Raw genomic sequence first — 15,495 nt, 5'->3', positions numbered from 1 at the left:
CGTAGTTCTTGAAGGACTATGAACAAAAAACACTTTTGTGAAAGACACAATTTATGAAAAACACAAAGTGCCAATTCAGAGAAACGTGAATTATTATCAATTTATTAATCAATCTGGTGTTATTATGACAAAAGATTTTAAACGCTTTTATGTATCGAGAGCGATGTTCTTAGGAGCTTCAATGTTTCTGGCATCTATCGGGATGGCATCTGCAAATCCATCTATCGGTACATTAGGTTCTGTAGAACCTACTCCGATCGTTGCTTCTCCGCAACAAGCAAAACACAGTATTAAGGGTGTAATTGAAGATGCACTGGGTCCCATCGCCGGTGCCAATGTAGTAGAAAAAGGGACAACTAATGGTACGATTACCGATATGGACGGTAATTTCACATTGGAAGTATCTTCCAATTCGATTCTTGTTGTTTCTTATATTGGTTACAAGGATCAGGAAATCCCCGTAAACAATCAGTCCTCATTCAAGATCAAGCTGATCGAAGACTCACAGGCTTTGGAAGAAGTGGTAGTTGTAGGTTACGGTACACAGAAAAAGGTGAACTTGTCGGGATCCGTGTCAACCATAAACGTTGCAGAATTAACAGAAAGCCGCCCAATCACCAACGTTTCCCATGCATTGGCAGGTCTTGCAGCCGGTGTAAACGTACAAGGTACGGCCAATCAGCCGGGTAACGACAATGCGTCGATCAAGGTTCGCGGTCAAGGTACATTGAATGACTCTGCCCCGTTAGTTATCATCGATGGTGTCGAAGCAGGCATTAATACCGTCAATCCTCAGGATATCGAATCGATGACCGTATTGAAAGATGCTGCCTCTTCAGCAATTTACGGTTCTCGAGCTGCCAACGGTGTCATTTTGATCACGACAAAGCAAGGTAAAGCCGGTTCTATCAAATTAGACTATAACGGTTACGTCTCATTTACCTCCCCGGAAATTCCAAGTTCGATGGATCCAGTATCAGATTATGCCACCTACATGGAGTTGATCAACGAAGGATACGGAAACTCGGGATTAAAGAAACAATTCTCGCAAGAGATTATCGACGAATGGCGTGCCGATGGCGGAAAAGATCCACTCAGATATCCGAATACCAACTGGTTGGATGAGACATTCAAAAATTCAACTTCACACAACCATGTGATCTCAATGAGCGGCGGTAGCGATAAAATTCGTTTCTATTCTTCATTCGGTTATCAGAAAAATCCGGGTGTCATGGAAAACACTTCATACGAGAAGTATAACGGACGTGTCAACATCTCCGCCGATGTGAAACCTTGGCTAAACTTAGGAGCTCAGGTTAGCGGCTACGTATCGAATATGGATCCGGCTGCCAAATATACAGCTAATGATAAGAAAGACACATCTGTCGATGATGTATTCACATATGCTTCAGCAACGACTCCCGGTATGGTATTCCGTGCACCAGACGGACGATACGGAGCCATGAACAACAGCGAGGATGACGCGCAGGCTGCAGTCAATAATCCTTTGCGTCGCTTGAATCAGACGGCCGGTAATATCCGTAAAACCAATATGCGTTCCCGTTTCGTCGGTACATTGAAACCTTTCGAAGGATTCTCCGTAACGGCTTCTTACTCATATGAGTTTGTAGACGAACAGCGGAGCAAAAAGCCAGTATTCATTGACGCTTGGAACTTCCGTGACGAAGTGATCACTTCTTCTACACGCGGGAAAACAAGTATCATGAACTATGACGGTAAAGTTGAACGCTTCTTCGGTGATGTTGTAGCACGCTATGAAAAACGTTTCTTTGATAATCGCTTAGGCATGAACGCCATGGTCGGTGCCAGCCAGGAAATGTATCGCAGCAAGAATTTCTCCGCTACAAAATATGATATGATCGATTTAAGCCTGAATGTAATCAATGCTGCCATTGGCGATGCGTCCGCTTCCGGTTCAAGTACAGAATGGGCAATGCGCTCTTTCTTCGGTCGTGTCAATCTGGACTGGGATAGCAAATATTTGTTAGAAGTGAATCTTCGTGCAGACCAGTCATCCCGCTTCCTTTCCAATAACCGTACCGGTTATTTCCCCTCTGCTTCTGTCGCTTGGCGTATGGATCAAGAAGCATTCATGGAAGACTGGATAGAAAAAGGGTTGAGTAATTTAAAACTGCGTCTTTCTTACGGTTCTTTAGGTAATAACTCCGTCGGCAACTATGATGCTCTCGCGACTTATGCCAACAAACCAAGTAGCGGAAGCGCTTTCAACTATACATTGAACAATGCCTTGGTATTGGGACTTGCACAAGCTAAATTGGCCAACCCTAACCTGACTTGGGAATCCACCTACATGACCAACGTTGGTGTTGATTTCGGATTGGTAAACAATAAACTCACCGGTACGATCGATTATTTCAATAAGAAAACTAAAGACATCTTGATCAACTTGCCGGCTCCCGACGTACACGGTACGGCTTCCATACCTAAGCAGAACAGTGCTACCGTTACAAACCAAGGTCTCGAAATGACACTCGGCTGGCAAGATAAGATCGGCGACTTCTCTTACGGAGTGAACGGTAACTTTACATATGTAAAGAATATGGTAAACAAATTCAAGGGGAAAGAGAAAGGCGGCCAGTCAATTGACGGAGCCAACTTGATCTGGGAAGGGCATTCGATCAACTCCCAATATTTACTGCGCGCAGATCGTATCATCCAGACAGACGCTGATTTGGCGATTGTACAACAAATAATCGACAACGCTCCGATAGACGAAAAAACGGGTAAGAAAGTTAATCCGTTTGCAGCATTCGGTACACCTCAAAAAGGTGATTTACTGTACAAAGACATCAATGGAGACGGTATCATCGACATGGATGACCGTGAAATTGTTAGCGACGGCCCGAACCCGAAATTCCAATTCGGTTTGAACCTGAATGCGGCTTACAAAGGGTTCGACTTCTCCGTCTTGTTCCAAGGACAAGCAGGCGTCAAAGTGTATTGGCAGAACGATTTGGCAAACACATCATCTGTCCGTTTCGGATACCAGTTGAACAAAGAAGTGGCAGAAGGCCGCTGGACAGAAGGCCGTACAAACGCCACATATCCACGTTTGCTTCAGTCCCAGAATGAAATCAACAAGCAGAGAAGCGACTTCTACCTGTCAAACAAAGCATATTTGAAGATTCGTAACATCCAGTTGGGTTATACCCTGCCGAAGACCATTACGGATAAAATGCAAATAGAAAGACTCCGTTTCTACGGCAGCTTGGAGAACTTCTTCACTTTCACGTCATACAGAGGTCTTGATCCGGAAATCAGCGGTTTAGGTTATCCGGCTATGAAATCGGCTGTATTAGGTATTAATGTAACCTTTTAATTGAATTAAACATTATGAACAAGTATAAATTATTTTTCACTTGCGCTGCTTCACTTTTAATTATGAGCAGTTGCTACGATCTGGACCGTTTTCCGGAAGACCAAATGAGTGCCGGAACTTTCTTCCAGACACAAGACCATGCCGATCAGGCAATGATGGGCGTTTATAGCCAGATGACGCATGACGACGTATTCGGCCGCCAATTCGGTTTCGACTGCTTAGGTGGTGTAGGAGCTGGATATGACGCTCCTTCCTATCCGAATATCGGGCGCGGAACTTACACTACGACAGAAGGTGCTGTCGGCAATAAGTTCAAACAATTGTATGAAGGTGTCGCACGTGCGAATATCGTCTTGCAGAATGTGGACAAATGCGATATGTCAGATGAATTAAAGAGCCGTTACAAATCGGAAGCTCGTTTCATGCGCGGCCTCTATTATTTCACCTTGCTCGATTACTGGGGTGGTGTTCCTATCTATGACGAAAAGACAATCGTAGCGGAAGATTTCTCCAATATGATGAATCCAAGAAGCTCAGCCGACGAAGTGCGTAAGTTCATCATCCAGGATATGGATGACGCCATAGCCCACCTGCCGGCTAAATGGGACGACACGAACAAAGGACGTGCTACATCGGGTGCAGCAATGGCATTGAAAGGAAAGGTACTTCTTTATAACAAACAATACCAGGAAGCTGCCACATGTTTTGAAAGTGTAGTCAATAGCGGCGAATATGCTTTATATTCCGATTATGCCGATTTGTTCAAACCGGGTGGTGATGAAAGTTCAGAAATGATTTTCGCGATCCAGAACATTGGCGGTGTCGGTACAGACTTCGGTATGCCTACTACCTTCTATATGGGAAGCCGTGCTTCTTACGGAAGTTGCTGGAACAACGTAATGGTTGCCACTGATTTCGTAGACTCTTATGAATGGACCGATGGTCGTCCGTTCGATTGGAACGAAGTGATTCCGGGATTCAATGAAAGTGACGATGTGAAGAAAACTACATTCTACGCGACACTGAACAAAGGCTTGAACAAAGTGGATACTTACCCGGCCGCCAAAGACAAATTGTTGGACATGTACAGTAAACGCGACCCGCGTATGATGGCTTCTATCATCCTGCCGTACACAACTTATAAAGGCTGGTATGCCAACGCACCGATGGATACCGAATACATAATTACGGCAAAATCCGGACAAGCAAACGAAAAGAACGGTTTCATCCGTGTCAACGGAAACTACGAAATGTATTTGTGGCGCAAATTCGTTGCCGAATACGATATGGACGGAGCCATCAACAATCGTGCCGATACACCGATAAACTTCCCGTTGATCCGCTATGCAGACGTTCTGTTAATGTTAGCAGAATGCTACAATCAGACAGATCAGCAGACCAAGGCTGTAAACCTGATCAACCAGGTTCGTGCACGTGTCGGTATGCCTGGCCTAAACAGTGGACCGGACTATTTAAAGGCAACAACGAAAGACGAAGTATTCAAGCGTATCAGACACGAACGTGCAGTCGAATTGGCAGGTGAAGGTCATAGTTTCAGCGACATGAAACGTTGGGGGCTACTCGAATCTTTGGCCGGAAAAGTAAAAGGTTTTACCGGACAGTTCTATTATAACCGCGTCGTTCAGGTGCGTGATTATCTGTGGCCGATTCCAAATAGTGAAACAGAAAAGAACCCAAGTCTGAAAGAAAATCAGAACCCTGGATGGTAATTATCTACCAATAAACAAATAAAAGGGCAGACTGTTATGTCTGTCCTTTTTCATTATATTTGTAATCTATATGTTTCAATCAGAAAAAGGAACTATATATGAAAAAAGCATTTTATATCATTCTATCATTATTCTACCTCAGTACTGTCTCTGCCCAAGACAGCATGTTAGAGAACAGTGTCTCTAAAGAGGAACTATTTTCAATATTGGCAGCAGATGAACATTGGATCTCATATCCATCTTATCAGGACCGGGAAAAATGGGAACATATAGCCACACCGGAAATCAGGCAGAATGTCATATCAGAAGGAGAGAAAGCGCTTTCCCATATCTGGAAACCGGATTTGGCGACGGATTATCTGGCCTATAAACGAACTGGAGAAATCTTGACCGGCCGTGAAAACCATATGGCATTAATATCTCTCACCTTAGCCGAGTTAGTAGAAGGCAAAGGGCGTTTTATGGATGCTATCATCGACGGGGCATGGTTCTTGTGCGAGACATCCTGGGTACATTCAGCCCACGCCTATTTCCAAAAAGACCAGTCAGGCCTACCGGACCCGGACGAACCGACTGTTGAACTTGTCGTAGCCGATATCGGTGCACAAATGGCCTGGACATATCACTTTTTTAAAGATGAATTCGATAAAGTCAGCCCGCTTATATCCAAAAGAATAAAAAAGACAGTCATAGAACGATTGATAAATCCTTATTTTTCCCGTACCGATTACTGGTGGATGGGACTACATGGAGAAAAAAATGTAAATAACTGGAACATATGGATCAACTATAATGTATTGCAAGCCGTCATGCTACTGGATGACGACAGACGACAAAAGGTTGAACACGTATACCAGCTAATGCGTTCGGTCGATCGTTACATCGACGTGCAGCATGAGGACGGGGCTTGCGAAGAAGGTCCGACCTATTGGGGACATGCCGGAGCTAATTTAGTAAAATTCCTGGACCTGTTGTATCGCATGACCGATGGGAAGATTGATATATTTAATCAAGAAAAGATACAAAATATAGGAAAATACATCTATCGCGTCCATATTTGCAACCGGTATTTCGTAAACTTTTCAGATGCCGGAGCAGTCTGCAACATCAATTCCGGAGCGGTTTACCACTATGGCAAATGCATTGGTGATCCTGTCATGACTGGCTTTGCTGCTGATTTTGCCAGAATCAGCAACTGGGCAACCACACTTCACCGTGGAAGTATTTTCGCAAGGGTTCTGGACGATATTATCATGTCAAAAGAAATTTTGGAGGGAAAAGGTTGCAACATCGACTTCCTTTCTTATTATTTTAAAGATTCCGAGCTTTGTGTCGCCAGGGACGAAAAGAAATTAAATGCAGGATTCTTTTTTGCCGCACACGGAAGCCATAACAATGTACCGCACAATCATAATGATGTAGGTAGTTGTATGCTTTATTATAATGGTTTGCCGGTCCTAATCGATGTCGGCGTCGGACGTTATACCCGTAAAACATTCAGTTCCGAACGATATTCAATCTGGACCATGCAGTCCTGCTATCACAATCTGCCGACCATAAACGGCTATGACCAGCATAACGGAGAAAAATTCAAGGCGACCAACGTACATTTCAAAGAGACCAAACATAGTGCATGTTTTTCTTCCGACATTGCGAATGCTTATGTAGCAGAAGCTAATATTAAATCCTGGATTAGAACGTATCAGCTAAAACGTAAAAAAGAATTTATTATTTCCGATTGTTGGTCGTTAAATCAAACAACAGGAGAAACTGTACTAAACTTTATGACGGCCTGTGACATAGAAGAACAAGACGGTTCATTATTCCTGAAAAGAGACGATGTGAGAATACAGATCGTGTACAACAAAAAGCAACTGTCTCCAGCAATAGAGACTATTAAAATTGACGACAGTTCCCTATTATCTTCATGGACAAGCGGAGTACTTTACAGAATCCGTTTTTCTATAATCAATCCGCAACAAAAAGGTAATTGCAAAATATCATTACGTCCTATAAATCAATAAACATATGTATAGACAACTCAATCATTCCAACCATGATATGGTATATCTTTTAGGGGGTATCCTTCTTTTCTCCCTTCAGGGATGTAAAGAAAAACCCGTTACCACCCAGGATTTATCGAGTACCCCTAACGTCATCTACATCTTCCCCGACCAGATGCGTAACCATGCGATGGGGTTCTGGCGGGAGACGGGATTCAGGGAAGCGGTGAATTTTGAGGGAGACCCGGTGCACACGCCCAACCTGAACAGGTTCGCCAGAGAAGCGGTCGTGCTCACTTCGGCAATGAGTAATTGCCCGCTTAGCAGCCCTCATCGGGGAATCTTGTTGACGGGTATGTACCCGGAGCATAGCGGTGTGCCGTTAAACTGTAATTCCAACCGGCCGATCAGTTCCTTGCGCGAAGATGCAACCTGCATCGGCGATGTGTTTAGCCAAGCGGGGTATAGTTGCGCCTATATCGGTAAACTGCATGTTGACTGTCCGACACCTAATGACCCGGAACGTCCCGGAAAATTTGTAGAAGACCGCGTCCCGGCATGGGATGCTTATACACCGGCAGAACGGCGACACGGCTTCGACTATTGGTATTCGTACGGGACATACGATGTACATAAACACCCGCACTATTGGGATACCGAGGGCGTAAAGCATGAGATCAACGAATGGTCGCCCCAGCACGAGGCGGACAAAGCGATCGCATACCTCCGGAATGAAGGAAATGTCAGGGACCCTAAAAAGCCGTTCTTTATGATGGTCAGCTTCAATCCTCCCCATAGTCCGTATGCGTCATTGGAAGATTGCATGGAAGAAGACTATAACTTGTATAAAGACCAGCCTTTAGACAGTCTGCTGATCCGGCCGAACGCCAACCGGGAAATGAAAAAGGCACCCTCCGTCCGTTATTATTTCGCTTCGGTTACAGGTGTGGACCGTGCTTTCGGACGCATATTGGATGAACTCAAAAAGCAGGGATTGGATAAAAATACGATTGTCATCTTCTCTTCCGATCATGGAGAAACGATGTGCAGCCAGAATACGGACGATCCGAAAAACTCTCCTTATGCAGAAAGCATGAATGTTCCGTTCATGGTTCGTTTTCAGGGGAAAGTTACGCCTCGGATCGAAAGCGAACTCCTGCTGTCCTCTCCCGATATTATGCCGACTATCCTCGGGCTTTGCGGCCTGGCAAAACAAATTCCGGCAGAGGTGGAAGGGCGGAACTACGCAGGACGTTTTACAGGGGAAGACCTGTCCGTTCCATTGCGAGAAGGTGCCTTGTATATTAAAAATGTAGATGGAGATAAAGATGCTGACGGAAAAGTCATTTCTTACTTCCCGGTTGCCAGAGGGATCAAGACACACCGGTACACGATGTCTCTCACGATTGACCGTCAAACGAAAGAACTAAAAGAAGTCCTGTTGTTTGATGACGAAAAAGATTCGTATCAGATGCACAACCTTCCCTGGCAGGAAAATAAAGAAATCGTAGCAGAATTAAGCCGGCTGATGGTTCCCCTTTTGAAAGAAGCGGACGATCCATGGTATAAAGAAAAGATACTGAATGACCTGATTCCTTATTAGGAGGGCAAAAAAAGAGGATGCTTTTGGCATCCTCTTCCCAAATTCTAACTATTATTATTTTACGGTCCAGGTTACTTGATCGCTTACGCTGTTCTTCTTTTGTGTTGAACGCGCTTCTATGGTGTTTTCGCCTTCCTGTAGGTTGACGCCTTTCCATTCGAATGTTGCATAATCATCCGGTTTTTGTTTGCCGATACTTTTGCCGTTTACAAACAACTCGACTTCCGGCTGATTGGAGAAAATCATAATATCCGTTACAGCCAGCGAGCGGTCGCGATGGCGACGGTTGGTAATATAGACAAACGCGTCCTCCTTATTCCAGTTCGCTTTATAGAAATAGAAAGCATCCTTTTTCACTTTACGGTCGAAAGTGACTAATCCCTTATCATTGATTCCGGGACGATCGCCTTCCGTACGATGGGCTGCACCAAAATCAAACAGGTTCCAGATGAAAGATCCCCAGACAAACGGACGTTCGGCCAAAGCCTTCCAGTTTCCGATATGGTAATAAGTCTGGTAGTTTTCCGGATGCCACCAACCGGCTGCAATGCCCCGCTTTACAGAGTCCTGCTGGTGATAGATGCTTGCACCCGCACCATATTCGCTGATCGCTATTTTATATTCCGGATGCGCCTTATGGTTGGCATCCAACCATTTTCCCATGTCGGACGGTGAACCGCCATACCAGCCGAAATACTGGTTCCAGGCAATCACGTCGGTCACTTTACTGATCGCATCATCATAAGAAAGGAAGCTGGCCGATGTAGTCAGGCGGGTCGGATCTTCCTTATGTGCCAGTTCATTCAGTTCTTCGATATATTCAGTCGGGTTATCGCCGATTGTTTTCAGTTCATTGAATAATCCCCAGAAGCAGATAGACGGATGGTTATAATGCTGCCGGATCAATTCCTTCAGCTGCTCCTTGCCGTTTTCGCGGAAAGAAGGTTGGTTGATATAGCCCTGGTCCTGGTATCCGCCCGGTCCGATCTGCGGTATCTCCGCCCAGGTCACGATACCGTATTTATCCATCAAATCATAAAAATAAGTAGCTTGCGGATAGTGGGCCAGACGGACGGCATTCGTTCCCATCTCAGCCATGATAGCTGCGTCTTCATCGTGATGCATCTTATAAAGAGCATTTCCTCTTTCCGCGCGATCCTGATGGCGGCATACGCCCTTTAGTTTCAGATGTTCGCCATTCAGGAAGAAACCTTTTTCCGCATCCACGTGATAGAAACGCAAACCCAATGGCTGGACAATCCGGTCGATTACCTTTCCGCCGGACAAGAGAGAAATTTCAGCTTTATAGATAAACGGATCCTGACGGCCATTCCACAGACGAGGATTCCGGATGGTCAGATCCATACCCGTCGTTGTCCAGTCGTTGGCATCCACAGTCACCTTTATATCCTGCTGCTGAACCATTTTATCGCCTTCCCAGATTTTCACATCGACCTGCACAAGCTGAGCTGTCGCGCTACCGTTGGACACGAGCACTTTGGCCCGCACATCGGCCTGTTCCTTTGTCACTTTGTTCTGGATCAGATAGACACCGGGAGAAGCATAGTCTGTCAATGAGATATTTACCGGATCGGTAATAATCAGATTGACATCCCGGTAGATACCCCCATAAAAGTTAAAGTCGCCGACCAACGGCATAATATCCTGCTGCAACGCGTTATTTACCTTTACAAGAATCCGGTTGTCGGCATCATACTTTACCTTATCCGTGATTTCAAAGACAAATGCGCCATATCCGCCACGATGTTCACCGATATGGACATCATTAATAAAGACGTTGGCAACCGTATTGACCCCTTCGAAACGCAGGAAAAGACGTTTGCCTTTCCATTCCGGTTTTACAAAAAGCGTTTTCGTATAGTTACCCATCCCGCGATAGTAATCCTGTTTTCCGGAAAGGGCATCCCCGCTGTTCCAGGTATGCGGCAAGTTTACCCGTTCTTCGCTTTTAAACTGTACCTGATGGGAAAACCGGAACATCCAGTTCTCATTCAGCAGGATTTCCTTACGGGCTGCAAATACAGAAGTACTGATAAAAAGAAGTATCAGACTAAAGATCGTGTGTTTCATGTCGATAAAATTCTTGATTTATGGCTCAAAAGTAAATGTTTACGTGTATTGATACCGGCACTATTTGTCTAATTAGATGGGTATATTTGTCCGAAACCGCAATTTTAAATAAAAAAACCAGCGAGGATGCCCCGCTGGTTCTTTGATATAGATAATATTTTGTAATTACATAGCTTGTTCTCCGCCACCTGAATTACCTTCACTTCCACCCTTCGAATCATCATTGCTGATACCGCGGCGAACTTTTTTGATCTGGCCTTTCATCGTACCGAAACGGTAGGAAACGCTAAAGCGGAACTCGCGGGAGTGACGCCAAGTTGTAGAAACATCGTGGAAACCTTCTCCCTTCGTAGTCGTTTCCATCTTCATGGTTTTCCAGAACGGGTTTTGTGCGCCAAGTGAAACAGAAAGCTTTTTCTTCAAGAAATCTTTACTGATATTCAAACCTGCAAAATAGAAAGGAGACATCTCGCTCTGCAACTGAACCCAAGGACTGAAGTAACCACCATTCAAATTAATACGGAAATCCTTCGGCAAGGTGAACTGTGAACCAGCAAAAACACGTCCGCTGAAACCATCATTCGACAGACCAAGCGAATTCGCCTTCAAATCCGTGTAATCCAATCCTCCGTTCATATAAAGCCGGAACCAGGTCGTAGGTGACCAGTTGCCATAAAGGAATAAACCGACTTGCTGCTTCTTTCCAATATTATCATAAGTATTCCAGAGTGCACCGTTGTACTGCGAACGCGGATCACTACTTGGGAAATCAGCCGTAAATGTATGCCGTTCGATCGCATTATTCACAAACGTATAGCTCACACTGGCATTAATACTGAACTTCTGCGTAAATTTACTGAAATTCAGGTTCACATTATTACTCTTTTCCGAATCCAGATTCGGATTACCCTGCGAAATATTCTGCGGATTTGCATCATTAATATACGGATTCAAATACCAGATACCCGGGCGCTGAATACGCATATTATAGCCCAAACGAATTTGAGACGACATATCCAACTGGTAAGTAAGCGTTGCATTCGGGACAACATCAAAATAATCAGTACTGAAATCAAGCTTCGGTTGACGGGCAAAAGAAGCTTTCAAGCTTGTACCTTCAGCACGTACACCAGCCTTAAAACCAAATTTATTCAAACGAACCAGATAGCCTACATAAGCAGAATAGATATGTTGTATATGCTTAAACTGACTATTATCCCGCGAATGGTCTTCCCAAATCTTTGTCGAATCATTGTATATTTGCTCCAGCGTGTTACTCTTATTCTGACGGTTGATATATTTCACCCCTGCCTCCAATGTATGGTTCTTGAAAAGAGGAGTCGTATAGTCTACCTGTCCGGTATGCTCTACAGTAGAAGCATCATTAATATTCCATTTCGGATATTCCCCGCTCAAATAGTAATTGTAGACATCCGATAATTCCGTATGACTTTCATTGTCGTTCGGAGATTGGCTGAAACGATAAGAAAGCGTCAACAATTCATCTTTCTTACTGGTGGAATGCTGGAAATCGATATTTACATCCGTAGAACCGAAAGTCCCTTCCGATTTACTGTTACGATAAAAATTATATATACGGGGATCTTGGAAGGTGTCATCATATGAGAACTCATTTAATTTAGCGTCCAATTCCGAATAGTTTTTCGATTTCCCTCGAAATAGATTAACGCCGACACTCAATAAATTCAACGTGTCGATTTCATAACTGCCTTCCAAATACCCATACTGGAACGGACCTTTATTCTTACTACGTCCATTTTCCGACAACAGGGTAGGCTTGCCTTCGGCCAGGATATCGGAATCGGTAAAGCGTTCGCTATAAGAATCATTCCAAGGTGAATTACGATTGTTATAACCATAATTAGCAGTAATCCCTACTTTACCTGCTTTCAATGAAACGTATGCGCCACCACCGAAGCTACCCATCGTACTGGCATTGGCACGAACCGTACCCGTATATCCTTGCAAAGCATTCTTTGTCGTAATGATATTGATGATACCGCCGACACCTTCCGCATCATATTTAGATCCGGGGTCAGTAATTACCTCGATATTCTTGATCGAACTTGCCGGCATACTCTTCAATACGTCGGATGCATTTTCTCCACTCAACAAGTTTGAAGGCTTGCCATTCATATAGATTTTATAATTGGAAGAACCTTTCAGCTGGATTTTATCTTCACCGTCGACCGTGACCATCGGGACCTTACGGAACATTTCCAGCGCATTGCTGGTCTTTGCCTCCGGGTCGTCTTCCAGGCTATAAGTCAGTTTGTCTACTTCGACCTTGACCAACGGCTTTTGGGCTGTTACGGTAACCTCGTTCAGTTGCTGCGTATTGTCATGCATGAACAGTTTCCCAAAATCAAGGACTTTCTTATTTTCCGACAATGTAAACGCTTTTTGGGCAGGGAGTTTGCCTAACGACTCCATCGTCATAACATATTTACCCGGTTTGTTCATCGTTGCATTGAACTTACCATCATCATCACAAGCCAACAATTTTACAGGATTTTGCGGAGCGGAAGCTAACGCAATCCTCAATGTGGCATAAGGAACGGACTCGTTTGATAAAGAGTCGACTACTTGCCCTTTTATCGTAAAAGAGGCGGTTGATCCACTATTGTTTTGCGCAAACACAGATGTAGACACAAATAGTATCAACACAAAGTAGAGTAGTTTTTCTTTCATTAAACTTGAGAATTTAGATATTATCGATTTAAACAAATTAAAAACAGTTGCAAATGTAACTTTATCTACGAACCACTCGTACTTTTACGCTTTAAAGAATTGTAAAAGATGTATTTTGGTGTTCGATTCTTGCGAATTTCACTTATTTTTGTAGAAACCATTAATAAAAAGAACAAGTTTATGAGAAAATTATTATTCACAATTGCAGCATCACTGCTGCTTGTCACCATGTATGCACAAAATATGAAAGCAGTTAAATTAAACACGCCGGACAAAACCCGGGGAACATCTGTCATGAAAGCATTATCCGATCGTCACTCCGACCGCGAATTTGCAGTTAAAGAACTCAGCCTACAGGATTTATCCGATTTATTATGGGCGGCAAACGGCATCAACCGTCCGGACGGCAAGCGTACGGCTCCTTCTGCCCTGAACAAACAGGATATCGATGTCTATGTTATCATGAAAGAGGGCGCTTACCTGTATGATGCCAAAGATAACAGCCTTCAACCTGTTGCGGCAGGCGATCACCGTGCAGCGGTCGCAGGCGGACAAGATTTTGTCAAATCAGCCCCGGTCAGCCTGGTTCTGGTATCCGACCTTTCCCGTTTCGGCAGCGTAACAGATCAGGTAAAACTGATGGCAGCAGTCGATGCAGGCACAGTTTGCCAGAATATCAACATCTTCTGTGCAGCCACCGGGTTAGCAACTGTCCCGCGTGCCTCTATGGACCAAGCGGCATTAAAACAAATCCTAAAATTAACTGAAAGTCAATTACCGATTATGAACAATCCGGTAGGGTACCCGAAAAAGTAATCCGCAAATCATAAAGCGGTTGAAAAGCAGCCTATACAGTCATCATAAAAAAAGCCATAGTTCTAAGAGAACTATGGCCACATTTTCATATCTGAATGATAATCAGCGGATTATTCCAGCCGTCAATATAGAGGTAAAATGCTTATAAAATTGAAATAACAATAATTTTTTGTTTCTTTACCGTCTAAAGTGCTTCATTGTCACTAAATAATCAATTTCTGATAGTTTATTTAAGCTATTTGAGAATAAATTCATACATTTGAAGTTCATAGTTCTCTTAGGACTATACCCATTCTAACAGTATATCATGGATGAGAATACAGACATAAAATTATTCAATAACATTTTTATCACTCACCGTGAACGCTATATTCGGTTTGCCTATTCTTATACATATAATCGTGAAGCAGCAGAAGACTTGGTTACCGAAAGCCTGATATATTATTGGGAAAACCGGAACCGGTTACAAGATGTCAAAGATATTCCTTTATATATATTAGTCACTCTAAAAAACAAATGCCTGGACTATCTTCAACGCGAACGCACCTGGAACAATATTGCAGAAAATTTATTATCCAACAAAGAATGGGAGTTACAGATGCGTATCTCCAGTTTGGAAGCATGCGAACCGGAAACATTACTTCGCAACGAAATACAAGATCTTATTAACCAAGCTCTTGCCAAGTTACCGGAAAAATCCAGCCGGATCTTCATCATGAGCCGCTACGAAGGGAAAAACTACCAAACAATTGCTCAGGAAACCAATCTTTCCGTGAAAAGCGTCGAGTTCCATATCAGTAAGGCGCTAAATGTATTACGTAAAGAACTAAAAGACTACCTCCCCTACCTCCTGCTCCTCTTTGATTTCTTCTATGAATGATTGTTTGGAGAAGTTCAGTTTTTCTTGCAAGTAAATCTTTTCTTACCAAATACTCCCTCCTATAACTTTCAATTTTCAACTCTTAACTTTCAACTATCCTGGGGGACTTATTGTATAAAACGTATTTTTCTGTTCCGAAAGACATCCGAAACAAAACAAATGTTAATCCGCTTTTTTGACCTCAAAAAGGGATTTTTTCCTCTTTTTCGAGCGTTTCCAGCAATTGCGACCGTCCTCTTTGCCATTGCGACCGTGCTAATGTGTAGTGCACTCGGCACCTCGCGAAGATTAGCACGGTC

General features: G+C 43.7%; 8 protein-coding genes. 6 read left to right on the top strand and 2 right to left on the bottom strand.

The annotated features are described in order from the left end of the window. Positions 1-124: 124 nt before the first annotated feature. From DWU89_RS19405 to DWU89_RS19390, 4 genes are all read left to right on the top strand, one after another. A complete protein-coding gene (locus DWU89_RS19405; protein WP_115501287.1) occupies positions 125-3,361 on the top strand; it encodes a SusC/RagA family TonB-linked outer membrane protein in 3,237 nt (1,078 codons plus the stop codon). 14 nt (positions 3,362-3,375) lie between these two features. Then, positions 3,376-5,091, top strand: coding sequence for a RagB/SusD family nutrient uptake outer membrane protein (locus DWU89_RS19400; protein ID WP_115501285.1), 1,716 nt, complete (start codon positions 3,376-3,378; stop codon positions 5,089-5,091). Between the two features lie 98 nt (positions 5,092-5,189). Continuing rightward, positions 5,190-7,115: a heparinase II/III domain-containing protein gene (locus DWU89_RS19395; protein ID WP_244205954.1), complete on the top strand. Its 1,926-nt coding sequence runs from the start codon at positions 5,190-5,192 to the stop codon at positions 7,113-7,115. Positions 7,116-7,119: 4 nt separating this feature from the next. Beyond that, on the top strand, positions 7,120-8,697 hold the full coding sequence (locus DWU89_RS19390; RefSeq protein WP_115501284.1) for a sulfatase family protein: 1,578 nt from the start codon (positions 7,120-7,122) through the stop codon (positions 8,695-8,697). 54 nt (positions 8,698-8,751) lie between these two features. On the opposite strand, the gene lacZ4 is transcribed toward DWU89_RS19390, so the two are convergent. Next, positions 8,752-10,788: a beta-glucuronidase LacZ4 gene (gene lacZ4, locus DWU89_RS19385; protein WP_115501283.1), complete on the bottom strand. Its 2,037-nt coding sequence runs from the start codon at positions 10,786-10,788 to the stop codon at positions 8,752-8,754. 165 nt (positions 10,789-10,953) lie between these two features. Then, a complete protein-coding gene (locus DWU89_RS19380; RefSeq protein WP_115501282.1) occupies positions 10,954-13,500 on the bottom strand; it encodes an outer membrane beta-barrel family protein in 2,547 nt (848 codons plus the stop codon). Positions 13,501-13,680: 180 nt separating this feature from the next. Here DWU89_RS19380 and DWU89_RS19375 point away from each other — a divergent pair, with 180 nt between their 5' ends. Next, positions 13,681-14,316: a SagB/ThcOx family dehydrogenase gene (locus DWU89_RS19375; RefSeq protein ID WP_115501281.1), complete on the top strand. Its 636-nt coding sequence runs from the start codon at positions 13,681-13,683 to the stop codon at positions 14,314-14,316. Positions 14,317-14,623: 307 nt separating this feature from the next. Further along, positions 14,624-15,196, top strand: coding sequence for an RNA polymerase sigma-70 factor (locus tag DWU89_RS19370; protein ID WP_115501280.1), 573 nt, complete (start codon positions 14,624-14,626; stop codon positions 15,194-15,196). Positions 15,197-15,495 lie beyond the last annotated feature (299 nt).

The organism is Parabacteroides acidifaciens (genome assembly GCF_003363715.1).
GTDB classification, from domain to species: Bacteria; Bacteroidota; Bacteroidia; order Bacteroidales; family Tannerellaceae; genus Parabacteroides; species Parabacteroides acidifaciens.
Note: the sequence above shows the minus strand (reverse complement) of the source record. Positions and strands in the feature narration are given on the sequence as shown.

Bases quoted from the DNA above. Each gene is read 5' to 3' on its own strand.
- DWU89_RS19405 (WP_115501287.1), top strand. From the start codon at position 125: ATGACAAAAGATTTTAAACGCTTTTATGTATCGAGAGCGATGTTCTTA.
- DWU89_RS19370 (WP_115501280.1), top strand. From the start codon at position 14,624: ATGGATGAGAATACAGACATAAAATTATTCAATAACATTTTTATCACT.
- DWU89_RS19390 (WP_115501284.1), top strand. From the start codon at position 7,120: ATGTATAGACAACTCAATCATTCCAACCATGATATGGTATATCTTTTA.
- DWU89_RS19400 (WP_115501285.1), top strand. From the start codon at position 3,376: ATGAACAAGTATAAATTATTTTTCACTTGCGCTGCTTCACTTTTAATT.
- DWU89_RS19395 (WP_244205954.1), top strand. From the start codon at position 5,190: ATGAAAAAAGCATTTTATATCATTCTATCATTATTCTACCTCAGTACT.
- DWU89_RS19375 (WP_115501281.1), top strand. From the start codon at position 13,681: ATGAGAAAATTATTATTCACAATTGCAGCATCACTGCTGCTTGTCACC.
- lacZ4 (WP_115501283.1), bottom strand. From the start codon at position 10,788: ATGAAACACACGATCTTTAGTCTGATACTTCTTTTTATCAGTACTTCT.
- DWU89_RS19380 (WP_115501282.1), bottom strand. From the start codon at position 13,500: ATGAAAGAAAAACTACTCTACTTTGTGTTGATACTATTTGTGTCTACA.